Origin of the sequence: Rossellomorea vietnamensis, from assembly GCF_025398035.1 — a bacterium.
In the GTDB taxonomy this organism is placed as follows: domain Bacteria; phylum Bacillota; class Bacilli; order Bacillales; family Bacillaceae_B; genus Rossellomorea; species Rossellomorea vietnamensis_B.
The window spans coordinates 3315556-3341121 of sequence record NZ_CP104558.1 but is presented as its reverse complement, the minus strand read 5'-3'; the positions used below and the strand labels follow the sequence as shown (position 1 = coordinate 3341121).

The 25566-nt window shown below is 46.0% G+C and carries 20 protein-coding genes; 6 read left to right on the top strand and 14 right to left on the bottom strand.

Annotated elements, in window-relative coordinates; translation table 11 throughout:
• Positions 1-61: 61 nt before the first annotated feature.
• The 7 genes from N5C46_RS17110 to N5C46_RS17080 form a co-directional block, all read right to left on the bottom strand.
• Positions 62-1093, bottom strand: coding sequence for an aldose epimerase family protein (locus N5C46_RS17110; RefSeq protein WP_261749528.1), 1032 nt, complete (start codon positions 1091-1093; stop codon positions 62-64).
• Positions 1094-1130: 37 nt separating this feature from the next.
• Complete coding sequence (locus N5C46_RS17105) at positions 1131-3074, bottom strand: beta-galactosidase (RefSeq protein ID WP_261749527.1); 1944 nt, start codon at positions 3072-3074, stop codon at positions 1131-1133.
• Positions 3075-3167: 93 nt separating this feature from the next.
• Positions 3168-4673: a UDP-glucose--hexose-1-phosphate uridylyltransferase gene (gene galT, locus N5C46_RS17100; RefSeq protein WP_261749526.1), complete on the bottom strand. Its 1506-nt coding sequence runs from the start codon at positions 4671-4673 to the stop codon at positions 3168-3170.
• A 6-nt stretch (positions 4674-4679) separates the two neighbouring features.
• The gene (gene galE, locus N5C46_RS17095) at positions 4680-5675 is read right to left on the bottom strand and encodes a UDP-glucose 4-epimerase GalE (RefSeq protein ID WP_261749525.1); all 996 of its coding nucleotides are present in this window, start codon (positions 5673-5675) and stop codon (positions 4680-4682) included.
• Positions 5672-6853 carry a galactokinase gene (locus N5C46_RS17090; RefSeq protein ID WP_261749524.1) on the bottom strand — a complete coding sequence of 394 codons (1182 nt, stop codon included), beginning with the start codon at positions 6851-6853 and terminating at the stop codon, positions 5672-5674. Before N5C46_RS17090 ends, galE begins: the two co-directional genes overlap by 4 nt.
• 216 nt (positions 6854-7069) lie before the next feature.
• Positions 7070-8656, bottom strand: a complete 1587-nt coding sequence (locus N5C46_RS17085; RefSeq protein ID WP_261749523.1) for a solute:sodium symporter family transporter — start codon at positions 8654-8656, stop codon at positions 7070-7072.
• A 351-nt stretch (positions 8657-9007) separates the two neighbouring features.
• Positions 9008-9973: a hypothetical protein gene (locus N5C46_RS17080; RefSeq protein ID WP_261749522.1), complete on the bottom strand. Its 966-nt coding sequence runs from the start codon at positions 9971-9973 to the stop codon at positions 9008-9010.
• A 301-nt stretch (positions 9974-10274) separates the two neighbouring features.
• Between N5C46_RS17080 and N5C46_RS17075 the strand changes: the two genes are divergently transcribed.
• The 6 genes from N5C46_RS17075 to N5C46_RS17050 all read left to right on the top strand — a co-directional run bounded on the left by N5C46_RS17075 (position 10275) and on the right by N5C46_RS17050 (position 17602).
• Positions 10275-11063, top strand: coding sequence for an ABC transporter ATP-binding protein (locus N5C46_RS17075; RefSeq protein ID WP_261749521.1), 789 nt, complete (start codon positions 10275-10277; stop codon positions 11061-11063).
• Entirely contained in the window at positions 11047-11802 is a 756-nt protein-coding gene (locus N5C46_RS17070) for an ABC transporter permease (RefSeq protein ID WP_261749520.1), read from the top strand. The genes N5C46_RS17075 and N5C46_RS17070 overlap by 17 nt, the downstream gene beginning before the upstream one ends.
• A gap of 40 nt (positions 11803-11842) precedes the next feature.
• Positions 11843-12835, top strand: a complete 993-nt coding sequence (locus tag N5C46_RS17065; protein ID WP_261749519.1) for an aliphatic sulfonate ABC transporter substrate-binding protein — start codon at positions 11843-11845, stop codon at positions 12833-12835.
• A gap of 61 nt (positions 12836-12896) precedes the next feature.
• Positions 12897-13487, top strand: coding sequence for an SCO family protein (locus N5C46_RS17060; RefSeq protein ID WP_261749518.1), 591 nt, complete (start codon positions 12897-12899; stop codon positions 13485-13487).
• A gap of 392 nt (positions 13488-13879) precedes the next feature.
• Complete coding sequence (locus tag N5C46_RS17055) at positions 13880-15097, top strand: helix-turn-helix domain-containing protein (protein WP_261749517.1); 1218 nt, start codon at positions 13880-13882, stop codon at positions 15095-15097.
• A 90-nt stretch (positions 15098-15187) separates the two neighbouring features.
• Complete coding sequence (locus N5C46_RS17050) at positions 15188-17602, top strand: putative bifunctional diguanylate cyclase/phosphodiesterase (protein ID WP_261749516.1); 2415 nt, start codon at positions 15188-15190, stop codon at positions 17600-17602.
• A 127-nt stretch (positions 17603-17729) separates the two neighbouring features.
• On the opposite strand, the gene N5C46_RS17045 is transcribed toward N5C46_RS17050, so the two are convergent.
• From N5C46_RS17045 to N5C46_RS17015, 7 genes are all read right to left on the bottom strand, one after another.
• Positions 17730-18671 carry a hypothetical protein gene (locus N5C46_RS17045; protein ID WP_261749515.1) on the bottom strand — a complete coding sequence of 314 codons (942 nt, stop codon included), beginning with the start codon at positions 18669-18671 and terminating at the stop codon, positions 17730-17732.
• Positions 18672-18840: 169 nt separating this feature from the next.
• The gene (locus N5C46_RS17040) at positions 18841-19266 is read right to left on the bottom strand and encodes a type II secretion system protein (protein WP_261749514.1); all 426 of its coding nucleotides are present in this window, start codon (positions 19264-19266) and stop codon (positions 18841-18843) included.
• Between the two features lie 12 nt (positions 19267-19278).
• On the bottom strand, positions 19279-19698 hold the full coding sequence (locus N5C46_RS17035) for a type IV pilus modification PilV family protein (RefSeq protein ID WP_261749513.1): 420 nt from the start codon (positions 19696-19698) through the stop codon (positions 19279-19281).
• 146 nt (positions 19699-19844) lie between these two features.
• Positions 19845-20966: a sensor histidine kinase gene (locus tag N5C46_RS17030; protein WP_261749512.1), complete on the bottom strand. Its 1122-nt coding sequence runs from the start codon at positions 20964-20966 to the stop codon at positions 19845-19847.
• A gap of 182 nt (positions 20967-21148) precedes the next feature.
• The gene (locus tag N5C46_RS17025; RefSeq protein ID WP_261749511.1) at positions 21149-22615 is read right to left on the bottom strand and encodes a cell wall-binding repeat-containing protein; all 1467 of its coding nucleotides are present in this window, start codon (positions 22613-22615) and stop codon (positions 21149-21151) included.
• A 531-nt stretch (positions 22616-23146) separates the two neighbouring features.
• The gene (locus tag N5C46_RS17020) at positions 23147-24169 is read right to left on the bottom strand and encodes a MupG family TIM beta-alpha barrel fold protein (RefSeq protein WP_261749510.1); all 1023 of its coding nucleotides are present in this window, start codon (positions 24167-24169) and stop codon (positions 23147-23149) included.
• Positions 24166-25530: a PTS transporter subunit EIIC gene (locus N5C46_RS17015; RefSeq protein WP_261752368.1), complete on the bottom strand. Its 1365-nt coding sequence runs from the start codon at positions 25528-25530 to the stop codon at positions 24166-24168. The genes N5C46_RS17020 and N5C46_RS17015 overlap by 4 nt, the downstream gene beginning before the upstream one ends.
• Positions 25531-25566 lie beyond the last annotated feature (36 nt).

The window sequence follows — 25566 nt, the reverse complement described above, 5'->3', positions numbered from 1 at the left end:
ACTAAAAAACCACACCTTCCCAAGAAAGATGTGGTCCCGTGATGTAAATATGCTACTCATTTCATTCCTCTACAAAAAATCTATATGTGGTAGAAGCACTATACTCTTCTCCCTTTTTTACCAATACGGAAGGGAAGTGGGGGTGGTTTATGGCATCCGGATACCCTTGGGTTTCAAGACAAAGACCAAGATGATTCCGCCCTGTGACACCACCTGTCAAGAGTTCGCCGGTGAGATGATTTCCCGTGTACAACACGACCGATTCCTGATCGGTTTCAACCGTCATCCCTCTGCCGCTTTTTTCATGTGAAAGGGAGATGACTCCATCTTCATTATTTAAAACAAAGGCATGGTCATACCCTTCCTCAAGGCCCGACTTCATCCCATCAAGGATCGTTCTTCCTTCACGAAAATCAAAGGGTGTCCCCTTTACAGGAATCAGCTTTCCAGTCGGCACATTATCTCCGGAAAGCTCAAGGATCTCCTTCGCATCCATCTTCAATCGATGGGACAGGATATCTCCTTTGTAATCACCGCTCAAATTGAAGTAGCTGTGGCTCGTCATATTGATGGGAGTATCACGGTCGGGTACAGCCCGATACGTGATCATGATTTCATTTTCATTCGTGAGCGTATATGTTACGTCCACTTTGACGTTCCCCGGGTAGCCCTCTTCTCCGTCAGAGCTCAGATGAAATAAGCGGACGCTCACTTCATCCCTTCCAACAGTCACTTCCTCGACGGTCCAGATCACACGATTAAAACCTTTGTCTCCGCCATGCAGATGATTCCCGCTTTCATTCACCGTCAGCTCCACACGTTTCCCGTTGGAAGAGTACCCGGCCCCGCCGATCCTGCCGGCAACCCTTCCGATCAGAGCCCCATAATAATGCTCATGCTCAACATATTGCTGGAGCGTATCGAAACCGAGCACGACATTCTCACATTTCCCTTCACGATCGGGGGCAAGAATGTTCGTAATGGCCCCGCCATACGTAATGAACGTCAGTTCCATTCCGGAATCATTGAGTAACGTGTACGAGTCAACTTCATGACCATCCATTTCACCAAACGGCTTTCTCTTCACATCCATCTTCATCCATCATCCTTTTCTCCGATCATGATACGTTCTACACTTCTGCTATCACGCAGTCATAAGGCTTTAACGTCAGTTCACCAAACGTTTCTTCATAGCCGTTATGATTGATGATGACCCTGTATGCCTTCCCTTCGACGGTTCTTGAGACAACTTCGACTCCAGGATTGGTTTCGACGGTTTCGATACCTGCCTCGCCAGCGGCTTTCGCTGTAATCTCTTCCACGATCCTCTTCTCGATTCCTGCTCCGATATAATACGCCTTCCCGGATCCGACTGTATTCTCCGTCACACAGGCGTACTCATTGTAAAATGGGTCATCATAGCGATAGAGGGACGTTGCCGTCGTCAGGTTCACCAGATCCCGCCAGTATTCCGCCGTCGTCCTTCGATCTGAATCGGTGGACACGACGGGTACAGACTGTCCTTCATGAAGCGATTCGGATTCTTCCACTTCTATGCCGAGAAGCGGGGACAATCCTCCCGGGATCATGCTCCCGAACACGAGATTATTGTCCTTATCCTTCACCCCTGCACGGTACGACACGATGACCCTCCCGCCGTTCCGGGTGAATTCCTCAAGCCTCTCCGTCAATGCGGGATCGATGAGTTGAGGGACAGGAACGAGTACAACCTTGTACGCTGAAAAATCCTGATCATATCTCAATACGTCGATCGCTGTATTTTGCTTATGGAACGGTTCATACAAACGAAGGACTTCTTCCGTGAAGTCGATGCTCGGGTTCTGCTGCTGGATCCGCCATGACCAGATATTATCGAAATCGTATAACAGAGCCACATCCGCTTTGACAGGAGAATTGAATAGCTCCTCATATTCTTTCACTTCATTGAAAAATTTCTTCACTTCATTGAACTTCCGTGTCGTACGGTTGTTGCTGTCAAGGATCCCCAGGCAGTATTGTTCGGCTCCCCGGTTCATCCCGCGCCAGCGGAAGAAGAGCATATTGGAACAGCCGTGGGCAAACGCGTGCCACGCCCACACTTTTGCCTGGTTCGGCCGTGGTAAATATCCGATCACATCATGCCCCTGGGCCCCCATCAGTTCTTCGACGATCCAGAAGTTCTGCTTCTTCAATCCTCTGATAAAATCCAGGGTCATGGACAGGTGGGCCGGGGAAATCGGTTCCTTCAAGCCTCCCCACACAGGATAATTATCATAGGAAACAAAATCGAGATCCCGTGAAAACTCATTGGAATCAAACCACTTTCCGAACAATCCTCCCGGAAGATTCGTCGTCACGGTCTGATGATCACCCTTCAACCGCTTCGCAAGGTCCACATGCTTCAGGGCAAATCGGCTCAACGACTTTGAACGGAAACGGGACCAATCGAGCATCATCGCCGGATTATGAACGGTGATCGTTTGTTTGGGAACCGGGATTTCAGAGAATCCGTTATACGTCTGTCCCCAGAAAATCGTCCCCCATCGCTCATTCAATTCATCAATGGACCCATATTTCTCCTCCAGGAACTCCTGGAATCCACGCAGGCAGCTACCGCAGTAGCACATGTCACTATCTTCATGCCCCAATTCATTATCGATCTGCCATGAAACGATGGCTTCTTCGTCACGGTAATGAGTGATCAATTTTTCAGCGATGCGCATGGAGTATTTCTGATACGTTTCAGAGTTAAAGCAATACTGCCTTCTTCCACCGAACGATTTTTTCACTCCATTGATATCTTCATTGAGGATATCGGGATATCTGTTTGCCAGCCACGCTGGAAATGTCGCCGTCGGTGTCCCGAACATCGCGTTCATTCCGTTCGCTTTGACTTTTTCCAGCACATGGTCAAAAAAGGAGAAATCGAATCGGCCTTCTTCCTTCTCCATCAAGTGCCAGGCGAACTCGCCGATCCTGACCATATTCACGCCCATGTCTTTCATCCGTGAAAGGTCTTCATCTATCAAATCGATATCCCAATGCTCCGGATAGTAATCGACACCTAAAAACATAGTTATCCCCCACTTTGGTTTAGTATAGAGAAAATAAGAAACCCGCACTTACTCTGGTTTCTTATTTCCCTTTCAATATTTTTTCACGATTGCTTATCTATCTGATGACTCAAACTTTTGAACAAACCGCTTGAATGCCTGCTGTCCTTGTTCATTCCGCTTGAATACACCGGCGTCTTCAAGGACGCGGGCGAATTTCTTACCGAGCTCTTCTTTGACGATGCCTGAAACATTGTCTGCAGTCACGTTCTGATAACGCTCCTTCAGCTCTCCCACCCACGGAAGATGATAATCGGCCACATGGTGATCTTCACCTGACAAGGCTTTCTCTACTTCTCCAAGTTCCTCTTTCAACCGGGCAGGCAGAACGGCCAGCCCCATCACTTCGATCAAGCCGATGTTTTCTTTCTTTATATGGTGAACATCTTCATGAGGATGAAAGATTCCCATGGGATGCTTTTCATCCGTTCGATTGTTCCTCAGGACAAGATCCATTTCATACTTCCCGTCACGCATGCGGGCGATGGGGGTAATCGTGTTATGAGGTGTGTCCCCTGTAAAGGCAAGGACGTCTGATTCGGGATCACTATACCTTCTCCACTCTGATAAAACCTCTTCCGCAGCCGCAAGCAGGGCTTCCATGTTCCCACTGTTCAAGCGGACCACGGACATCGGCCATTTCACAATCCCGGCCCCCACTTCAGGGTGATGACTCATTGAAAAGGTAAAATCGATTTCCGCCTTTTCCATGGCAAATTCGTAATGCCCTCCCTGATAATGATCATGGGAAAGGATCGATCCCCCCACAATCGGAAGGTCGGCATTCGAACCGGCAAAATAATGTGGGAACTGATCAACGAAATGAAGCAGCCGCTCGAATCCGGCACGATTGATCTCCATCGGTCGATGGGTTTCCGATAAGACAATGCTGTGTTCATTGTAATAGACGTAAGGGGAATATTGCAGCATCCAGCTTTCATTCGCAAGATTCAGGCGGATCATCCGGTGATTCGCCCTTGCCGGATGACCGATCCGGCCCTCATACCCTTCATTCTCCACACAAAGCAGGCACTGTGGGTACGTTTGATCTTTTTTCGGCATGGATTTTTCCAGGGCGATTTGCTTGGGATCTTTCTCCGGCTTCGATAGATTGATCGTAATGTCCAGTTCCCCGTACTCAGAATCCACTTTGTAGCTGATGTTTTGACTGATCCGCTTCGTCTGGATGTAGTTGCTGTCCTGACTCAGCTGGTAAAAGTAATCCGTTGCCTGTTTGGGATCCTTCTTGTAATGGGCCGCGAACGTTTGATTGATCACCGAGGGACGGGCCACCAGGCAGTCCATCACGGTTGCAGAAAGCATTTCTTTTTCATCAAACAGATCTTCGATGATGCCTTTTTCCACTGCGTATGCCGTCAGCACTTCAAGCAGGTCCGGAATCGAGGCTTTTTCAGATTGATCCGTCCCTTCCGCCTGGTACGCTTCCAATTTCAAAAGGGCAAGGATCCGGTTACGTGCATAGACTTCATCTTCTTTCCCGATCAATTCGGCCGTTACCGCTTTATCGATCAATGTGTCCACAGTCAAGAAAATGCTCATCCTCCGTCACTCTCCCTTTCTATCGTCATAACCATTCGGATGGGTTTCGTGCCACTTCCAGGCATCCCCGATCATGGTTTCAATCGAGGTGCGGGATGGCTCCCAGCCCATCACTTTTTTGGCCTTTTCCGAAGACGCGATCAGTTTGCTCGGATCTCCAGCTCTTCGTTCCCCGATTTTCTCCGGAATCGGATGGCCCGTCACTTCCCTTGCCGCATGAATCATTTCTTTCACTGAAAAGCCCCGGCTGCTTCCGAGGTTGAAGATATTGCTTTCCCCTGTACGCTTCAGGTAATCGAGGGCCAGGATATGCGCTTCGATCAGGTCGTCCACGTGGATGTAGTCCCGTATGCACGTACCGTCAGGCGTATCATAGTCCTCTCCAAAAATCGTGATATGTTCACGCTGACCGAGGGCCACCTGAAGGATGATCGGAATCAGATGGGTTTCAGGAGCATGATCCTCCCCGATTACACCCCGGGCTCCCGCCACATTGAAATAGCGCAGCGAAACAAACTTGATTCCATAGGCTTCATCACACCATCTCATCATCTTCTCCATGGCGAGCTTCGTTTCACCGTAAGCGTTCGTCGGGTCCGTCTTCATCTTCTCCGTAATCGGCACCTGTTCAGGCTCACCGTACGTTGCAGCCGTAGACGAGAACACGATATGCTTCACACCGAATTCATTCATCACTTCAAGGGTCGACTGTGTGCCGTACACATTGTTATCAAAGTACTTCAATGGATTCTCCATCGATTCGCCGACCAGGGAATTCGCGGCAAAATGGATGACTCCGTCGATTTGTTCTTTTTCAAATACAGATCGAAGGAAATCCTTGTCCCTGATATCTCCCTGATAAAAAACTGCTTCCTCATGAACGGCGCCTCTGTGCCCCGTTTCGAGATTATCCACTACGATGGTTCTATAACCCTGTTCGACAAGCTGATACACCGCATGAGATCCGACATATCCTGCACCACCCAGTACTAACACGTTCATACGATCACCTCTTTATCTAATTCTGTCGCACCATTTCCGATATCCGCTACATAGAAGGTCGCCTCATACCCGACCGCTTCCTCATACTTTCCGGCAACAGCGTCAATGAATCCTTCTACACAGTCACGTTCCACGATGGCAATCGCGCATCCGCCGAACCCTGCTCCGGTCATCCTCGCGCCGACGACACCCGGCTGCTCCCAGGCTGCTTCCACAAGTGCATCCAGTTCTTTCCCCGTCACTTCATAATCGTCCCGAAGTGAGATATGGGATGCGTTCATCAATTCCCCGAACTTCTGAAGCTGATCATTTTTCAAATATTGAAGAGCCTGAAGCGTCCGGCGATTTTCGTAAACCGCGTGCTTGGCACGTTTCCTTTCTGTCGAATCCTGAATCACATGCTTGTGGAGTTCGAACTCCTCTTCTGTCAATTCACCGAGTGAACCGATATCCGTCACCGATTGCAGGCTTTGAAGAGCCGATTCGCATTCCGTTCTCCGTTCATTGTATTTTGATCCGGCAAGCTCCCGGCGCTTATTGGAATTCATGATGATAATACTGTGATCCTCCAAATCAATCGGGGCATATTCATATCGGAGTGTGTTCGTATCCAGTAAGATCCCCGCTCCCTTTCTTCCCATTCCAATCGCAAATTGATCCATGATCCCGCTGTTGACACCAATGAATTCATTCTCCACCTTTTGTCCCGTCTTGACGAGGTCAATGCGGTCGATGGATAGATTGAATAATCCTTGGAGCATGACCCCTGTCGCCAGTTCAATGGATGCTGATGAAGACAATCCGGCCCCATTGGGAATGTTGCCGTAGAAAAGGACGTCCATTCCACTTTCGACGGAATGTCCCGCTTCCTTCACATACCGGATCATCCCCTTCGGATAATTCGCCCAGTCATGATCTATATCATACTCTAAACGATCGAGGTTGAATTCCATGACCCCCGTATGTTCAAAATTCAGCGAATACAGGCGGACCAGCCGGTCTTCCCGTCTCCGCGCCACCGCATAGGTGCCGAACGTGATGGCACATGGAAACACATGCCCGCCGTTATAATCTGTGTGTTCCCCGATTAAATTGATCCGTCCGGGAGCAAAGAAAACACGGTTCGCTCCGCTGCCGAAAATATCATTAAAGCTCCTTAAAAGTTGCCCAACATGCATGCTGATTCCTCCTACGTTTTATCCCAATCTTCCATTTTTTTCTCGTGCATTTCGCGTTGACTGAAAATACAGAAACCGCTTTCAATCTTATGATAAAACAATAGTGATGAAATTTCAATAAAATTTTAGTAAAAGTTTTACTAACTTCTTCATTCTGCTTCTAGGTAGATATAGACGAAAACAGTCAGGCGTTGGCCTGACTGTCCGTTATCGATTTTATGCTCCTATTCCCAGTGGAGAGAAAACCATATAAATGATGATCATCGCAATCGTACAGGCGACCCCGATCGGATAGACGATTTTCCATGGAGTCATATCGACTTTATGTGACTCCTCCAGCCTATATTCCGTATCTCTCGGTTTGAACTTCCCGATCAGGAGCATCAGTGCGGAACATAGCACGAACAGAATTCCCAGGATATGAAGGAAGTGAAGGCCTGTATCCCAGAACAGCTGTGTAATCGCATACAACGTAATGAATACAAAGAGGGAAATTTTCGCTGCAATGGCAGGTACCCGCTTCGTCATGTACCCGACAATGATGATGGTGAAGATCGGCACATTATAAAAACCATTTACTATCTGTAGATACTGGAAGAATCCTTGAGGCGCCTTTTCGATGAGCGGTGCCAGGATCATCGCAAATACTGCCAGCAGTACCCCAAAATACTTCCCGTTTTTCACAAGCTGCTTGTCCGACGCACCGGGCTTAACGTATGGCTTGTAAATATTTAACGTAAACAGCGTCACTGACGAATTCAACGCTGAGTTGAATGATGATAGAATCGCTCCGAACAACACGGCTGCAAAGAATCCGACAAGTGGTGTCGGCAGGATTTCATTCACCAGTCGCGGATAGGCATCCGTCGGCTCAAGATTTTCACCGAACATGTTAAACGCGATAATACCAGGCAGAATCAAGAAAAATGGTCCAATCAATTTGAGTGCGGCTGCGATCAGGACCCCTTTCTGACCTTCCTTCAGATTCTTCGCGGCGAGGGCACGCTGCATGATGTGCTGAGCCGTCCCCCAATAGAAAAGGTTGACGAGAAGCATACCCGTAAACATCGTACTGAACGGAACCGGATCCTCAGGTTTCCCGATCGCATTCAATTTCTCAGGCGTGTTTTCCATGATGGTGTTAAATCCACTGAAAAGGGAACCATCCCCGAGAACAAACAAACCGATGACCGGTATCATCAAGCCGCCGATCAATAATCCGATCCCGTTGATCGTATCGGACACAGCAACCGCTTTCAATCCACCAAAAATGGCATACAGGGAACCGATGATCCCAATTGACCATACCGTGATCCAAAGTGCAGTCGTGCGGTCCACTCCTAGCATTTCAGGAACATTGAAGATCCCGGAAAGCGCAACCGCCCCTGAATAAAGGATGGGAGGCAATAAGTTAAAGACATATCCAAACAGGAAGAGAATCGTCACGATCTGCTTCGTACTTGAATCAAATCGTTCTTCCAAAAAATCAGGAATCGTCGTGATTCCCCCTTTTAAATAGCGGGGAAGCAGATAAAACGCGACAAGAACAAGGGCAATCGCTGACCCGACTTCCCAGCCCATCACCGACATATTGTCAGAGTAACCTTGAGCATTTAACCCGATGAGCTGCTCTGTCGATAAGTTCGTCAGCATGAGCGATCCCCCGATCACCCAGCCGGTCAGGCTGCGCCCTGCAAGAAAGTACCCCTCCTGTGTGCCCAGATCCTCGTCCCTTGTTTTCCAATACGAAATCAACGCAACAAGAAGTGTGAAAAATATGAAGGAAACAATTGTGAATAACATAGGTGTAGCTCCTCTCCCTTGACCTCTCTTTTTAACCATTCATCCAAGTTGAATGGAGACTTTTCTAAATCTTTAAAACCAGTATAACGTGAAAGCGCTATTATAGTAAACATTTTAGTAAATAAAATCATTATTTTTTCCTATTTTTTTACTAGATATGGAGAATGGTGTGCAAAAGGGCTAACCATTTCAGATATTTGTGAGGGGATGATGGGAAAGAAGAGGAGGTCTTTGCCGGGGGCGGGATCTGACCTTCTAAAATACAGGTTGATATATGATTTCCACGTCATAAAAAAGACATCCCTCCACAGGATGCCTCTTGTTGGGACTTATATAGATGACTGCCTCATTCTACCAACTATGATAAACGATTGTTCCATTTTCCACCTTTAATAATTCTCCCGAGTCCCCTTCCTCGACAATATAAGGTTCTCCGCTCTGGATGACAGTGTCAACCAAGGCTGCGAACTCTTCCCTTGTATACTGTTTAGACTGGAAGGTCATCAGGTCGATAAAAAGGTCTTTATACTCCACATTGGCAGCTGATACAAGTGAAACGGTGGCGATGATTTTCCTTCCAATGATGACATACGACACATCCGAGTTTGGAGTGTAATAAAAACGCGCTCCATATCTTCTCGCAATATCGTCATATCCTTTTCCGATTTTATAGATACTGAAATCTCGACTCAGTTTAAACGTATGGCCGTTGGGGTCTGTCATCGTAAATTCCATCGGGTACAGCTCATCTTCCGGACTGCTCTCATCTACGCTTTCTTCTTTTTCTTTCGTCACCGGAACGCTTGAGTTCATTTCTTTTGGTTTCGAAGCTTGTTCTTCTTTGCGCTTTTGGGCCACTCTCTCTTCTTCCTTACGCTTATTCTCTTCAGCTTCTGCTTTCGGCTTATTGGTTTCGTCCTCCACTATGACAGACTTTTTTTTGTTTTCTAAACGGTTTTCTTGGTCCGTTATCTTCTCTGTCTTTTGGTCAACTTCCTCGACCCCCGTCCTTGGTTCCACTGCCATTTTTTTAAGATACTGAGCCGACTTCAATTTGTACTCTTCTATAGAGTTTAACATTTGGCCAGCTTCTGTACTCTGCAAGTTCCCTTCTATCTCTTCATAAACTGCTGGGTTTTCCTCCTCTGCCTGAACATATCGTTCATGTTCCGGTTCTTTCTCTGTTCCTGAAATGATGTAAATGGTAAGCAATGAAAATACGAAAATACCAAGTGCTGTTGCAATGAGACTACCCCGTTTATCACCTTTCCAAATTTTTGAAGTTCGTGAAGGGTTTTCTTTGTTTACATTTTTCATTTTTTTCCTCCTGTCATAAAGGGAAATTTTTTAACGCATGGCACGAGAAACGTGTAGATCGAATCATCCCATTCTCCCCGTTTTTCCTTTATATACATTAGACGATGCTGACCCTGTGAATATTTCATTTATTTGGATATTTTTTCATTTTATTTACAATTATCCCGATTAGGTTGACAAACCCTCCTTTTTTTCTGTTTCCAAAATAAAGGAAACCTTGACAACCTCCCCCAATATACTATAATTGTATTATTTATATTCCGACTAAACTAATAAGAATTATGAGATAAGGGGTGATGAGATGTTCATCGAGATCAACCATTTAAATAAGCAATATCTTGATAAGACGGGTAAGCCCACTGAAGTGTTAAAAGAGATTAATCTCGGGATTGATAAGGGCGAATTCGTATCCATACTGGGACCATCGGGTTGCGGGAAATCCACCCTCCTTTCGATTGTGGCAGGCTTGACCGACTCTACATCGGGAGAAGTCCTTGTCGACGGAAATCCGATAAAGAAACCCGGAAAAGACCGGGGCATGGTCTTCCAGCAGGCTGCTCTGTTTCCGTGGCTGAATGTACGGGACAACGTCACATTTCCCCTAAAAAAAGAAATGTCCAAGAAAGAAGCAAGGGCCCAGGCCGCCAAATACTTACATATGGTCCAGCTCGGAAACTATCAGGATCATTATCCCCATGAACTGTCCGGCGGGATGCAGCAGCGGGTGGCCATTGCCCGTGCCCTCTCCATGAATCCGGAGATCCTGCTCATGGATGAACCATTCGGCGCCTTGGATGAACAGACCCGCTCCCGCCTCCATCATCAGCTTGAAACAATCTGGATGGAGACGAAAAAAACCGTACTCTTCGTCACTCACAGTATCTCGGAGTCTATCAAGCTATCAGACCGGATCATCGTCATGGGGACCCGGCCCGGAACGATTCTAGCAGATATCAAAGTGGATCTCCCTCGTCCACGAGATGCCCATAAAGAAGAAATGGTAAAAATCGAAGAACATATCATGAGCTATTTAAAGAAGGAAATCGACAAAGTGATAAGTGAGGAATTGGCCTATGAACACAGCTCTTAAACGCATCATCTTCTTTGCCCTCATCATCGGCCTTTGGGAATCCGGGTCACGATTGGGATTCTGGACGGAAATCATCCTTCCATCCCCTACATCCGTTTTCCATGCCCTCTACACAGGCATTGCCGATCAGACCCTTATCATTGATTTGATCGCGAGCTTCAAACGGCTTTTCATCGGACTTGGAATTTCATTAATCATCGGCACAAGCATCGGCGTACTTCTGGCCAAATCAAAAACCGCCGACGATACGCTAGGATCTTTGCTTCTCGCTTTTCAAAGTGTACCGAGCATCGTCTGGCTGCCCTTAGCCATCATGTGGTTCGGACTAAATGAAAAAGCCGTCATATTCGTGGTCATCCTCGGGGGAACATTCGTCATGGCCCTGAATATCCGGATGGGGATCAAAAACATCTCCCCCCTCTTTTTGAAAGCCGCACAAACGATGGGCTCGAGGGGATTGGACTTATTCATCCGGGTCATCTTCCCGGCGTCGATCCCCTATGTGGTCACCGGATCACGCCTTGCCTGGGCATTCGCCTGGCGGGCACTGATGGCAGGCGAACTCCTCAGTACAGGTCCTGGGCTTGGATACACGCTTCGCTATGCCTCGGATTTCGGTGACATGAGCCTTGTGATCGCCGTCATGATCATCATTGGTGTCATCGGGGCCATCGTCGATCAATTGCTTTTCCAGCGCATCGAGAAATCCGTCATCAAACGCTGGGGATTGGAATCATAAACAAAATTTGCGGATTCACCCGCCATTAGGAGGATAAATAATGAAAAAGATGTTTTTACTACTCACGATTTTCTTCACATTCCTTGGGATTCTCGCCGGCTGCGGGACTGAAAAGAGCTCGGGAGACGTCAGCAAGAAAGTCGTCATCGGCTACTTCCCGAATATTAACCACGTTCCTGCAATGGTGGCGAAAGACAAAGGATTTTACGAAAAAGAACTGGGAGACGGCACGAAGGTTGAGTACAAAACGTTCCCGGATGGTTCGTCGTTCATGACCGCCTTGAAAACGGGTGACATCGATGCGGGTCTTGTAGGACCTGGTCCAGCCATGAATAACTATATGACCGGTGCCGACGTAAAAATCATCGGCGGCGGATCAACAGGAGGAACCGTTGTCCTTGCGAGTAAAGAAAGCGGCGTGAAGTCCGTAGAGGATTTTGCAGGTAAATCCTTCATCACTCCGGCAGTCGGCTGTACACATGATGTTCAGGTGGAAACGTTCCTCGGCGAGCACGGAATCGAGTCCCAGCGCATCGGGGGCACGATGAAACACGTAACAGGAAATCCTGCACAATATGCGAACATGCTGAAATCCGGAAAAGTCGACATTGCCGTCGCACCTGAACCATGGGCAGCCGTAATCCAACAGGAAACCGGCGCCAACATCATCATCGATCATGATGAAATTTCCTTCGGGGAAACCCTTCCTGCTTCCGTACTCGTGGCGTCAGGAAAATCGGTAAAAGAAAATCCGGACACGATTCAAAAAATCGTCGATGCCCATAAAGAAGCGACTTCATTTATAGAAGAGAATCCTGAAGAAGCAAAAGAAATCACGATCAAAGATGTAAAAGAAGTCACAGGCCAGGAACTGAGTAAAGAAGTCGTCGACCAGGCATGGGAACGAATCGGATTCACCTACAAAGTGGATTCAGACGCCGTCCAGGCATTCGCCGACTCCTCCTACGAACTCAAATTCCTGAAAGAAAAACCAGAATTCACCGATCTCATCGACAAACAATTCATCGACTAACAAGCAAGGTCCGTCCCTCCACGATGAGGGACGGACCTCTATTATAGAAGGGGGTAGTGCAGTGGGTGTGAAGTCTATGGTTTCGATTGTCGCCTTGGGTTTTCTGCTGCTGGGCGGATGTCAGGGTCAGAGTGTGGAGGAGTCGTTTCCGATGAAGGTGGAGGTCGGGAATTTGGCCGCGGTAGATCAGGATGGAGAGAAGACGTCGCTTGCCGCTCTCAATAAAGGAAAGATCGTAGTAGCCGATTTTATTTTCACCAATTGTGATACGGTCTGCCTGCCAATGACGGCGAATATGGCGAAGCTTCAAAAGAAAATTGCAGAGGCTGGACTGGAGGATGAAGTCCAATTGGTTTCGATCAGCGTCGATCCGGAGCATGACACGCCGGAAGTGCTGAAGGAATACAGCAGCCGATATGAATTCGATGCCGGGAACTGGAGCTTCCTGACGGGATACTCCCGGGATGAGATTGAACACTTCGCTAATGTGTCGTTTAAAACTCCCGCAGCAAAGGTCGAGGGTTCGAATCAGTTTGTGCACGGGACCTCCTTTTATCTGGTGAGCGAAAACGGCGTATTGTTGAAGCAGTATGAAGGGGTGTCAAATCCTCCTTATGAGGAAATGATTGGAGATATTGAGCGATTGAAGTAACCTTTCCGGATGGTTCGGGGAGGTTTTTTGTTTGATTGAGGATTTTTTGGGATTAAGGGAGGTTATTCTTCCATTGTAACCGGACTTTTTCATATCCTTCTCACGTCTATTTCAGGAATCATGCCACTTTCGGGAAGGATCAAGCGTGATTTAGGATTTTCATGCGGTATGAAAATTTTTCATGCCAGCTACACGGGAATCATGCCGAATTTCAATTAATCATGCCGACTTGTCGAAAAATCTCTGCCGTGCATCTAAACTCCCCATCCAATAACCCCCAAAACCCCATGCCTTCCTTCTCATTTATCTTTCATCCCCCTTGCTATGCAGGAAAATCCAGCATCCTCACCAAATACTACTCATCATGATACATCACACTGGAGGGATCACTCATGCACACGGGGGAAATCATTCGTTTTTACAGGGAGAAAGCAGGTCTGACCCAGTCTCAGCTCGGAGAGGGCATATGTACCACGACACATGTGAGTAAGATCGAACGGGGAAAAACAGCTTATTCGGATGAGATCATCTCCCTTTTTTCTGAACGGCTCGGGATTGATATCCATCATGAAATCGAGACATTCCAACACCTTGAAAAGCAGCTCCATCTCTGGCATAACAGTATCATCATGAGAAGGATGAATCTTGTGGAAAAGATCAAAGCACAGCTGGAGAAGTCCGCTTTTCTTGAATCCTCCAAGTACGGTACCCATTTTCATCTGCTCATGGCGAGGTACTATATCTTACATCAAAAAACGGAAGCAGCTTGTGCCATTCTCGATTCCATCAATCCTTTGAATCTACCGGCTTTTGAAACCAATCTCTTTCATCATGTCCAGGGGATCATCTATATCAATCGAAACTCGGATGAGAACCAGCAGAAAGCCATCAACGTGTTACAAAAAATTGATATGAATGACTACCATAATCATGAATGCTATTATCATTTATCCATTGCCTACCAATGCGTTGGGAATAAGGTCATGGCATACTTCTATGCGGAGAAAGCACTGGGTTATTTTAAAGAGACGAATAATTACCTTGGTTCCATTAAAGCAGAGTCCGTCATGTTGCTGCAATTAAGTGGTGAAAACCATTTGACCGAAAGGTACCGGAATCTGATCGAGGATTGTGATTCCCTCGGATTCCTTGAGCAAAAAGGAATGCTATTGAACAACTTAGGCTATGAGTATTACAATCGAGGCGATTTTTCACGGGCCAGCCTCTCCTTCAAAGAAGCACTCAAGCTTGCGGAGAAAGGCTCACTCACCTACTTGAGAAGATTGTCAAATTTTACGGATGCCTGCATGGAAGGTGAGCTGTGCACCGATAAAGAGCTGGAGAAGCACATCCACCTTGGGCTCCAATTAAGCAAACGTTTGAAAAGCTCTTTATTTCTTAAGGTGTTCGAACTGTTCTCCCTCAAAAAGAACCAGTGCCGGGATGAATATGTCTCCTATTTGGAACGTGAAGCACTGCCCTATTTTATCGAAACAAGGAACCTGCTGCTGATCGAACGGTATGGAAAGGTGCTTTATGATTACTATGTGGAAAGAGAGCAGCTGAACAACGCCATCCTGTTGACCAGGCAGCTGGAAACAAGTCGGTGAAGAACTCTTGTCAATAAAATGAAAAAATAGGAAAATTCCGTCGAAATACATGATATACTGTTATAAATAGGTATTTGGACGGAGGTACAAATGGCTGATTCTCTACTCATTTTCATCAATATAACCATGAGCGTTCTATTATCGGCCGGCTGCAGCTATTTGGCACTGAAGGAAGCGTTCAAGCGAAACGGCCAGAAACAACTGGTAACCAAAAAGGAGTTATGGCTCCCTTCCTTTATTTATACAATTTTTTATTGCCTGCTCCACGCTTCAGTGACGTTGATGGTTTCATACGACATCTTCATCCAGCGGTTCGTCTATTTCGCTCCGATCTTTATCGTGGTTTGCTTTTTCAGCATTTTTCTTTCTCTACGGCTTTTTCAGGACGTGAATACGGATAAGGTTCACTTCATCAAGGGAGGATTCATTTTTTCCCTGATCATGATGGCGGGGAATTTTGCCACGTATACAGGGTTGATTTATCCTCATGTTGAATTCAAACCGATGTACATAGGGTTGACGATTCTGATGACACTTGGCGTGACGTTTCCTTTTTTCCGGATGCTCCTGCAGCTTAATAATCAGGAAAGCAGTTCCTATGGAGGGAAAACGCACGCATTCTGGAGCTTCATTATGGGGCTTGGTTTCTCAGGAATCACCTATCTGACGGCTTATTCCCTTCTTTCACCGGAGAAATATGGCCCGCAGCTGTCCCGGGTAGAAAACAATCAGATGCTACCCTTCATCATTGAAATGGGCATCCTGCTGGCACTCTGGTTCATCCCGGACCAATTGGCCAATGATTTGCATAAAAAACAGATGAAGGACATTTACGAGAAAGAACAGGAATACAGGTCCTTATATCAGAATAATCTTTCCGCCATTTTTACGTATAATCGGGATGCCGTCATCATAGAGGCCAATAACAGGGCGGCGGAAATGACGGGCTACCCCATCGACATGATGATCGGACAAGGGTTCCATTCGTATGTAATGGAAAAGGATCTGGACCAGATCCAGACCGCTTTCCAAAAATCCCTGATTGGGGAGGCGTCAAAATTCGAAATGAAATTCCCCCACCGGAAAGGGCACATCATGTCCATTCAGGTGATCGTGGTGCCAATTCATCTCAACGGGGAAGTGACGGGTGCACATGTCCTGGCGACGGATATTACGGAGGCGATCCGGGATAAGGAGCAAATCCAGTACCTCGCCTACCATGATGAACTGACCGGATTACCAAACCGGCGCTATTTTAATGAAGAGTTCGAGAAAAAAGTACAGGAGGGTCACGAGCAGATGGCCATCCTGCTTCTCGACTTGAATCGTTTTAAAATCGTCAATGACACATTGGGCCATGGATACGGGGATGAACTCATCTCACGTGTGGGGAAAAGGTGCGTAAAAGTACTGGGTACGAAAGGCTTCATTGCACGGATGAGCGGTGACGAGTTCATTGTCCTGCTCCCTTCCATCGGTTGCCGCAACGATGTCCATAAGGTGGCGGCAGCGATTCATGAAAGTCTGGAGACCCCATTCGATATCGGGGGCCATGACATCATCACGTCCACTTCTATCGGGATATCCCTTTACCCTCAAGACGGGCGTGATTTGTCCACCCTTTTGAAAAAGGCTGATGTCGCCATGTATACGATGAAAAAGAGCGAAGGCGCGTATCAGCTTTTATTTTCCGACCAGCTTGAAGAGAAAGGAATAAACCCGATCGAGCTTGAGGAAAACCTGAGAAAAGCGCTGATCAATGAAGAGTTTGAGCTGTATTATCAGCCTCAATTCTCCTTGACGACGAATAAGATCGTCGGGGTGGAAGCATTGGTGAGGTGGAATCATCCAGTAAAAGGGCTGATTTCACCCGTCGACTTTATTCCATTAGCTGAAGAAACGGGGCTGATCATTCCACTCGGACACCGCATCCTGATTGAAGCCTGCAAGCAGCTGAAAATCTGGATTCAGGAGGGTCATACGTTCAAGGTCTCAGTCAATGTCTCTTCCCGTCAGTTCCACGATGCTACGTTTGTGGACATGGTGAGGGATGTTCTAAACACTTATGACGTCCCCCCTTCACTCATCGAACTCGAGGTCACGGAAAGCACGACAATGCACCATGTGGAAGAAGCCCTGGCAAAACTCAATGCTCTGCGGGAAATCGGCGTGTCGATCGCCATCGATGATTTCGGCATTGAATACAGCTCGTTAAGCTACCTGCAGAAATTCTCGATTCAAACGCTTAAGATTGACCGGAGCTTCATCATGGGACTCGACGATCATGAGTCCAATAAAGCGATCGTATCTGCGATTCATGCCATGGCCAAGCATTTGAATCTGACCATCGTGGCAGAAGGGGTGGAAACAGAATCACAGTTGGCATGGTTGAAGGAATTGGAATGTGAGTATGCTCAAGGGTATTACTTTAGCAGGCCTGTGCCGGCTGGGGAGCTGAAGGATTATATCGATGACATGAGAACAGTTGCGGTTAGTGGATCATAATGTTAATTAGCCCCCTGGATCTTGATGAGATCCAGGGGGTTTTAGCATATATATGATTTAGAACAGGGAAAGGATGAGATATACTCCATCCTCATACCTAAAAAACCTTCCATCAACCTGGAAGGTTTCATCGGTAATCAACATCTGTGGAAATATCGTTCCAAAGAATGGTTAGCGTTTGAGAAGTGCTGCGTACTCCACATTTTTCAATAAAGTTAGTGTCATCCACATAAGTTGGCTGCCCGGCCTTAATCTTTCCACGTACAGTACCTTTTATAAATAGCTTGCCCCCTATTTCAATTTGATTGGCTTCCAAATCACCGGCCACACACATTTTGGAATCACTACTTATGGATAGATGTTTCGAAACGGAAGCGCTCCCTCCAACGTAAACGGTGGTTTTATCCAAATCCATATGTCCGTCGACGCTCATACTCCCTCCAATCAAAACCGTGGAACTGTCCAATCGTAATTGTCCCCCAAAGGCCGTCGCACCTTTTACTTCAAGTATCACCTTTGAAGCATTATTCATATTTTTGCCGAGTGACATAGACCCATCTGTATGAATTTCCGTATCCGTCATACTGTTTGCATTTCCGTCCAGGGCCAAGGCTCCGGTTGTATAAATACGTTTGCCATCCAGGTTATTATGGTTTTGAGCATAGGAACCGGATCCTATAATTAATATTTCTTTACAGGCATTATCTATAAATGTCGGATTTTTGCATTCCTTCCGAACATTTTGAGGTATCGGGATGGAATTAAAATCAGGCAGTTCAACTGATGAATTTGAACCTTTTTTGATAGGGATGGTCATGGTGGTGTGTAAAGTCGTTGTTTTCCCTTCTTTGCTTCCTAAACTTTCAAAGTTCAAGACAAGTGGATTGTCTTTTTGAGGAAGATTAAAGGTTATTTTATCCCTCGGAATTCGAAAAAAAGATTCCGTTTCGATCTGTTTTGTCAAATCTCCATTTTCCAGAGAATCTATGACTTCTGTTCCCAATTTATCACTATCTTTGATGTCGGAAGTCCTCAGAACATTTTTCACTTTTCCTTCAAAATACTCCACACCCATCTCCGCCAACGCCACCGATTGATAGTCCTTCTCCACCTCTTTATTCTGTTTTACACTCGTAAAAGATTGACTCATGAAAGATAACGAAATCACCATGAACACGACGATCATTAATAAGACGGTTACCAGTGCATATCTCTTTCATTTGTTGGTTTAATCGTCATCATTCTTTGCCCCCCAATCGATAGAGAACCGTCTCTAGAACTATAGTATTATCGGAATGAAATTTATCCAATACTGTAAGACTTATATAATTCGAACCATTGATTTTCTTTTTTTGCTCCACTGCAAAACACATGCGGTCATCATGAAACCGTTCTGGTTGTTTACCTTTATCTTTACCATTGTATATTACTTTGATTTCACAATCAGAGCTTTCTATTGAGTAATCATTAATATTCTGGTGTATCCTGGTCAATTTCATATTTATTATATTCGCTTCCTGATGGATACGATTTTGAGAGACTGCCTTTTTGGTATAATTCATCCCTTGAAAGAAAATATTCCATATCACTACACCCACAATTGACAAGATGGTGATAGTAGCAAGGACTTCTACCAAAGTCATCCCACGTTCGTTATGTATCATTGCATAGCCCCCTTACTCATTAACCATCATGTAGCCATAGGTTTCACTTACTACTTTTTGATCTTCAAGGACCTGGACCTGGATTGAATGTGCTTTTGTTGAAGAGGGTGATCCGACCGCGTCCAGATCAGATTGTTTATTGATCATGACATGCAAATTAAATCCATCTATTGCCGCTGTATAATAAAAATACGTATCCGGCTCCGGTCCCGTCTCTTTTTTATATGGAGGCGGCGGGATTACGAGGCTCCCATTATCTTTCCACTCAGCAAGTTCTGTCCTGGCTATGTTAACAGCTTTCATTTTCTCGCCATTATATACATTCATCCTTCCCATCTGGGGAAAGAAATTCACAATGGTTAAGAGAACGATAGATAAGAGCACCATGGATAAAAGCACTTCAAGTAATGTTATCCCTTTTTCGTTGTTCATCCTTGGCCTCCCCCTTATCAAATGATTCCATTTTCCTACACCAATTATATCACTCAGATTCTATTAATCACTAAATCAATCCCTAAAAAAATACAAAAAACCGGTGTCAATCCCAATAGGTTTTGGAACTGACACCGGCAAGCCGTTCAGATGACCATATTCGATTCTACAGGAATCCCAATTGTAAACGTAGTCCACTGATCATCCGAATGACAGTATATATCCCCGCCGTGCTTTTCAATGAGCTTTTTACAAATATAAAGGCCGATCCCCGTCCCGAGGTCCTTCGTCGTGTAAAAAGGTTCAAAGATCGCTTCGATCGTCTCTTCTTTGATCTGAGGGCCATTGTTGGAGATGACGAGATTCGCCCTGCCCTCATTTACATCACAGGAGACATTGATCTGCCTGTGCCCTTCCACTTCCTGAAGGGCGTCGATGGAGTTCATGATGAGGTTGAGAAATACCTGTCTTAACTCATCACGGTTTCCGAGCACCTTGATATCTTCCTCACATCGGAAATCGATTGAAACATCCCCATCAAGGAGGCTCGGGTACAGGAACTCGATGGTTTCTTCCAGGTGATCGGTCAGGATGATTTCTTCCCTTGTACTATCGATCAGGTCTTTTCTCGATACGTGGAGGAATTGGGAGATGCGGTAATTCAATTGCTCGAGCTCATGCTGCATGATATCGAGGTACGGAAGATCAGGATAGCCGTTCTGCAGGAGCTTGGTGAAACCGATGATGGAGGTCAGGGGGTTTCGGAATTCATGAACGAAGCTTGAGCTCATCTGACCAAGGATCGTTAAGCGTTCCTTATGGGTTTGATCGATATACAGTTCCTTCTCTTGAAGCTCCTGCTCTTTGATTTCTGTATATTTTCTGACAGCCAGATAGGAAAAGCGGTCAAATAACGAATTGATATCTTCGATCAAGGGCTGCAATTCCCGCAGTTCGATCCCAGAATTACTTACCCATTTGATGATGGTGCTCTTTCCTATATTCACGTTGTATACAAATTCACTTATATTTACGTTGGCATTGACCCGTTCCTGGGCCGTCTTGTTGGCAAGTGTGGTGATTTCTTCTTCCGTGAGGGGCTTCACAATCGCACGCTTCACTAATTGAAACATCTTCACACCATTGTTCAATACTTCTTCTTTATATATATCATTATCTGAAATGACGATACTTTTGCGCCAATTATGTAGAAATTCGTCTGAATGATCCTCCAGGTATTGTATCAGCATGGTTGAAGCACTAGTCATTGATTGGCATTCCCTTCATTCCGGTTATTGTCGAAATATTCGTTGATAATATCATAACAGAAAATCAGGGGCAGGATGACAATCATTTGGTATTTTATTCAGGTTGGATCGTTTCAATCGTTGAATTGAGAAAGACGAAAGGCCACCCCTGGGGTGACCTTTCGTCTTCACAAATATGAACATTACATGCCGCTCAGCTCTTCCACCACTTGTTGAGAAATGGCCCCTTCTCCGCCAAGTACGGTGTAATACCAGGTTCTATTATCTGAAATATACGTCCTTACCGGTGCTGGCACTTTATTTTTCTGAACCAGAATGATAGGCTCATAGTATTTTGCTGCAAGCACGGATCCTGTTAGGGCATCTGCAAAATTTTCTCCTGTTGCAACTGTAATGATATCCCCCGGAATTTGAAGCTGAGTGGCGATGTTGACCGATGTTTCATAACGGTCTTTACCTGAAAGGCGAGTAGGATTCTTTTTGGCAAGTTGTTTTTCCACCTGCTCTGAGATGACTCCCTTCCCTCCCACTATAATCGTATCCGTAACAGACTTCAGGGCTTCCTTCGTTTCACTCGCTAATTCCTGTTTAGGGCTCAAAAGGATCGGAATCCCATTGGATGCAGCATACGGGGCGATGGATAAGGCGTCCGGGAAGTTACCGCCATAGGCAATGACGGCCTGGTTGTAATCGCCCAATTGTTTGGCGATGTTTGCTGCCGTTTCATATCTTGTTTTCCCTCCGATCCGCTGTACATCCAAGCCGTTTTTCTTCAGTTCCTTGGCAACTTCACCGGATATGGCCCCTTCCCCTCCTAAAATGACCACTTTCTTAGCCCCTAATTCTTTTATTCGTTCTTTCACTTTATTATTTAAGCTGGTCTTTGGATTTAATAGAATCGGCGCATCTTCCTGATAAGCGAAGGGGGCACCTGCCAAGGCGTCAGGAAATGTGGTGTCTCTTGCCAATACAACCGTATCTGAACCATCCGGCCAACCTGCCTTTGAAATTTCAATCGCCGTTTCGTACCGGTCGTTCCCGTATATCCGATACACATTATCTGTGGTTTCTTCACCAGTAAAAGCGGTAAGACCATACACTCCGTCTCCACCAAACATGTTTAGATCAGTGGCTACCAGATAATACGAACCAGGAGGTAATGAATAATAGATCAGGAGCTTTTCACTTCCCTCCTGGAGCAACTCATCCGGATAAATCGCCTCTCCTTCCGGACTGAAAAGCAAATATCCAAGGTCATTGAGGGGCGTCAATGTGGTTCCGTAAATATACGTATCTTGAGTTTCATCCATATTCAAGCTGTAAAAGTCCAAGTCTTCCTCCCACCAGAAGGTTCCGAATACAATATCGTCAAGATTGATAGCGTCAGCCTGATGAGGGGCATCATTAGGTTCCTGTTCATATATATCCCCCATCAATTTCATATCTTCCACCTTCTTCAATCCTCTCATCTTTTCCTTAAGTCCATGAGGGATTGAATCATTGATTGCCTTGGAAGATTGTTGCTTTGAAACTGAGAAAATTTCTTTTTTGATGGATGATGGATCGAATGGAACGGCAGCAAGTGTTGGAGTGATACTGAAACTGAAGATAAGTAGAAACACACATAAGCCGGTGCAGATTTTCTTCATTACCTCAACTCCTATACTATTTATTATGTAGTGCCTTGTTGCTATGCAGAAATGTAAATTTGCGTGAGAGGAATTCAACGGGTGAAACGAATTAATGATTATGTTTATTAATGAGAGCTGGGAGGTTCAGTATTTGAAATAGTGCTAGAGATGGAGAGGGCTTTTAGAAGTATTAATAATATTGGTTTTAGAAAATACGTTTCCTTGGTTTTCGGAAAACTTTTATAAAGATACTGTTTTCTTCTGATCTAAAAATCTTTATCCCAATTATCTTTAATGGAGTCCAAATCTCTTTCATACAATAACTCGGCAAAAGGAAATCCCCCTTTATTCTAATTAAATTTAAATAAATCAATATACTTATATTTACATTATAAGACCAATATCAGAATAATCTATCATTTAAAAGAAAATACTTATCGACAAATTTCTCAATTAAGGTGATCATTTTTATTATAACGAACAGAAGAAGATATATATGAGGATAATTGATTGATTGTATTTTCTCTAATTCAAATAAAAAAAGGAACTTCAATGTATGAAGTTCCCTTTCATCTCGATTCTTTGGCCTGACTCAAACAACTCTAAAAGATTCAAGTGCTCAGTACAAATTCTACCTATAACATTCACTTTAGGGTCACTTTGTAAGTTTCGTCGAACAATCTGTATTTCCCCTCTATACCGCCCATACAGATCATTATCCTGTGTAATCGTCCCTCTTGGTCTCTCCCCGGTATGTTGTGGAGGAATCCCGCTTTCCGTCCTTGTATCCAATAACCGAAACACATCCCGGCCCGGATCCGGCCGAAGCTGGTACTCCCCTTCGATTTCCCCGCTTCCACTGTAAGAGAGCTCGATGACCTCTTCCTGATCAAAGCGTACCAGTTTCCCAAGCAGTTGCTCAGAACAGCCCGGATCGCCAACGAAGACACCCGTTACGCCCCACCGCTTCAATTGTACAGCGCTGATATAAGGGCTTTGATCGCGATGGTCTTCCAAAGTGGGAAGGCCCAGATGTAGAGGCCCCCGCTTCTTTTCATCCCCTGGTATGAACGCATAGACGGGAATACCGAGCGTATCATAAAGGTTTTGCTGCCCCAGAAAATACTCCTCATCCAGGCCCGTTTCCGGTTTAGGATAAAAGTTATGCCAGGCAATCATGTTTTCTGTTGCTAGCCCGCTTTCAATCCAACCCTGAAGTTCTTTTTTTCCAACGGTACTCGCATTAATAGCGATCCGAAACTGACGGGATAACTGGAGCATTTCATCCGTCGTGAATCCATCGTCCAGTCTCAGGGACGTGACGCCCAGTTCCTTCACCTCTTCAAAATGATGAAGCCCTAACATGGCAGGTGTCTTTTTCGAGACATCGGCAAATACCCGGAACCCTTCCCTTTTAAAAAGGGAGAGGAGATCCCTCACCCGCTTGGGGCTGATACCTGATTCTTCAGGAATATGAAGGGAGGTAAAGGCGAGTTTGACACCCGATGAAGAAGCGCGGAGGATTCGCTCTTCCGCGTCTTCATCAGACACATAGACGGATATTCCGATCATTCAAACTCACTCGCCATTTCATCCTTGAACCCGAACAGGTATGTCAAAGCAAATCCTGCCGCATAGGCAATCAATAGTCCAAGAGTATAGTAGAGAATCTCCCCTGCGTTGACCAGGAAGATCAACGGCAGACCGGATACCCCGATGGCGAACGTCGCCACATCAAAGTACGCCTGGAATGCCCCACCGAAGCCTGCTCCTAAACAAGCCGTCAGGAACGGTCGGCCTAAAGGAAGGGTGACACCAAAAATCAGTGGCTCACCGATTCCAAGCATCCCCGCAGGCAGCGCCCCTCCGATTGCCCGCTTCAGCTTCTTCTTTTTCGTTTTCATGAAGATGGCGAACGCCGCCCCGACCTGACCGGCTCCACCCATGGCCAGGATCGGTAATAACGGATCGTCCCCGATTGTGTTGATCAGTTCCAAATGCACCGGTGTCAATCCTTGATGCAAGCCTGTCACCACGAGTGGCAGGAAGGTTGCGCCAAGGACGAATCCGGCAACAAGGCCGCCCATATCAATAAGAGAAAGAAGGCCATTTGTAATAATGTCTGAAATAAATCCGCCGACCGGCATAAATACCGTGTACGTCAATAAGCCTGTAACGAGTAACGCAATCGTAGGCGTCACAATGATATCGATCGCCTGCGGGATGACCTTACGAACATTCTTTTCTACAAAAGCCATAAAGATGGCAGCAATCAAGACACCGATCAATCCGCCACGGCCAGGCAATAAGTTTTCTCCAAATAGCGTCACATCACCAATGGCGGGATTGATGATCAGAATCCCGGCCAAGCCACCGAGTGCCGCCGAGCCTCCGAATTCCTTCGCCGCATTCATCCCGACAAGGATACCGAGGTAGCCGAATAATCCACTTCCGATGATGGAAAGCATCATGACAAGCTGGGATTCCCCGCTCAGCCAGCCTGCCTGTACGAAGAACTTCGTGAACCCTGTGATCAATCCTGACGCAATCAGCGCAGGAATCAGGGGAATGAAGATATTCGCCACGCGTCTGAGAAGCAGCTTGAATGGGGTCGCGTTCTTTTTCTTCAGGTCGGCCTTTTGTTCTGCTGCCCGTGCCTTCAGGTCAAGTTCCCCTTTTGTGGCGGCAACGAGCTTCCCGAATTCTTCCGTCACCTTATTGACCTTCCCCGGTCCCAGGATGACCTGATACGTTTCATCTTCCACGAACCCAAGGACACCCTCGGTTTTTTTGATTTCTGCTTTCTGAATGAGATCTTCGTTGTACACTTTCACTCTTAATCTCGTCATGCAATGTTCATAGCTTGCGATATTATCAGCACCGCCAAACCGTTCCAATAAGACTCCAGCCAGTTCTTTATTCGTCAATTTCACCTTCCCCTTTCGTTCTTTCACTCTATTGATGGCCCC

Excerpts from the sequence above, each read along its gene's own strand:
- N5C46_RS17110 (WP_261749528.1), bottom strand. The coding sequence starts at position 1,093 with ATGGATGTGAAGAGAAAGCCGTTTGGTGAAATGGATGGTCATGAAGTT.
- N5C46_RS17105 (WP_261749527.1), bottom strand. The coding sequence starts at position 3,074 with ATGTTTTTAGGTGTCGATTACTATCCGGAGCATTGGGATATCGATTTG.
- galT (WP_261749526.1), bottom strand. The coding sequence starts at position 4,673 with ATGAGCATTTTCTTGACTGTGGACACATTGATCGATAAAGCGGTAACG.
- galE (WP_261749525.1), bottom strand. The coding sequence starts at position 5,675 with ATGAACGTGTTAGTACTGGGTGGTGCAGGATATGTCGGATCTCATGCG.
- N5C46_RS17090 (WP_261749524.1), bottom strand. The coding sequence starts at position 6,853 with ATGCATGTTGGGCAACTTTTAAGGAGCTTTAATGATATTTTCGGCAGC.
- N5C46_RS17085 (WP_261749523.1), bottom strand. The coding sequence starts at position 8,656 with ATGTTATTCACAATTGTTTCCTTCATATTTTTCACACTTCTTGTTGCG.
- N5C46_RS17080 (WP_261749522.1), bottom strand. The coding sequence starts at position 9,973 with ATGAAAAATGTAAACAAAGAAAACCCTTCACGAACTTCAAAAATTTGG.
- N5C46_RS17075 (WP_261749521.1), top strand. The coding sequence starts at position 10,275 with ATGTTCATCGAGATCAACCATTTAAATAAGCAATATCTTGATAAGACG.
- N5C46_RS17070 (WP_261749520.1), top strand. The coding sequence starts at position 11,047 with ATGAACACAGCTCTTAAACGCATCATCTTCTTTGCCCTCATCATCGGC.
- N5C46_RS17065 (WP_261749519.1), top strand. The coding sequence starts at position 11,843 with ATGAAAAAGATGTTTTTACTACTCACGATTTTCTTCACATTCCTTGGG.
- N5C46_RS17055 (WP_261749517.1), top strand. The coding sequence starts at position 13,880 with ATGCACACGGGGGAAATCATTCGTTTTTACAGGGAGAAAGCAGGTCTG.
- N5C46_RS17050 (WP_261749516.1), top strand. The coding sequence starts at position 15,188 with ATGGCTGATTCTCTACTCATTTTCATCAATATAACCATGAGCGTTCTA.
- N5C46_RS17040 (WP_261749514.1), bottom strand. The coding sequence starts at position 19,266 with ATGATACATAACGAACGTGGGATGACTTTGGTAGAAGTCCTTGCTACT.
- N5C46_RS17035 (WP_261749513.1), bottom strand. The coding sequence starts at position 19,698 with ATGAACAACGAAAAAGGGATAACATTACTTGAAGTGCTTTTATCCATG.
- N5C46_RS17030 (WP_261749512.1), bottom strand. The coding sequence starts at position 20,966 with ATGACTAGTGCTTCAACCATGCTGATACAATACCTGGAGGATCATTCA.
- N5C46_RS17025 (WP_261749511.1), bottom strand. The coding sequence starts at position 22,615 with ATGAAGAAAATCTGCACCGGCTTATGTGTGTTTCTACTTATCTTCAGT.
- N5C46_RS17020 (WP_261749510.1), bottom strand. The coding sequence starts at position 24,169 with ATGATCGGAATATCCGTCTATGTGTCTGATGAAGACGCGGAAGAGCGA.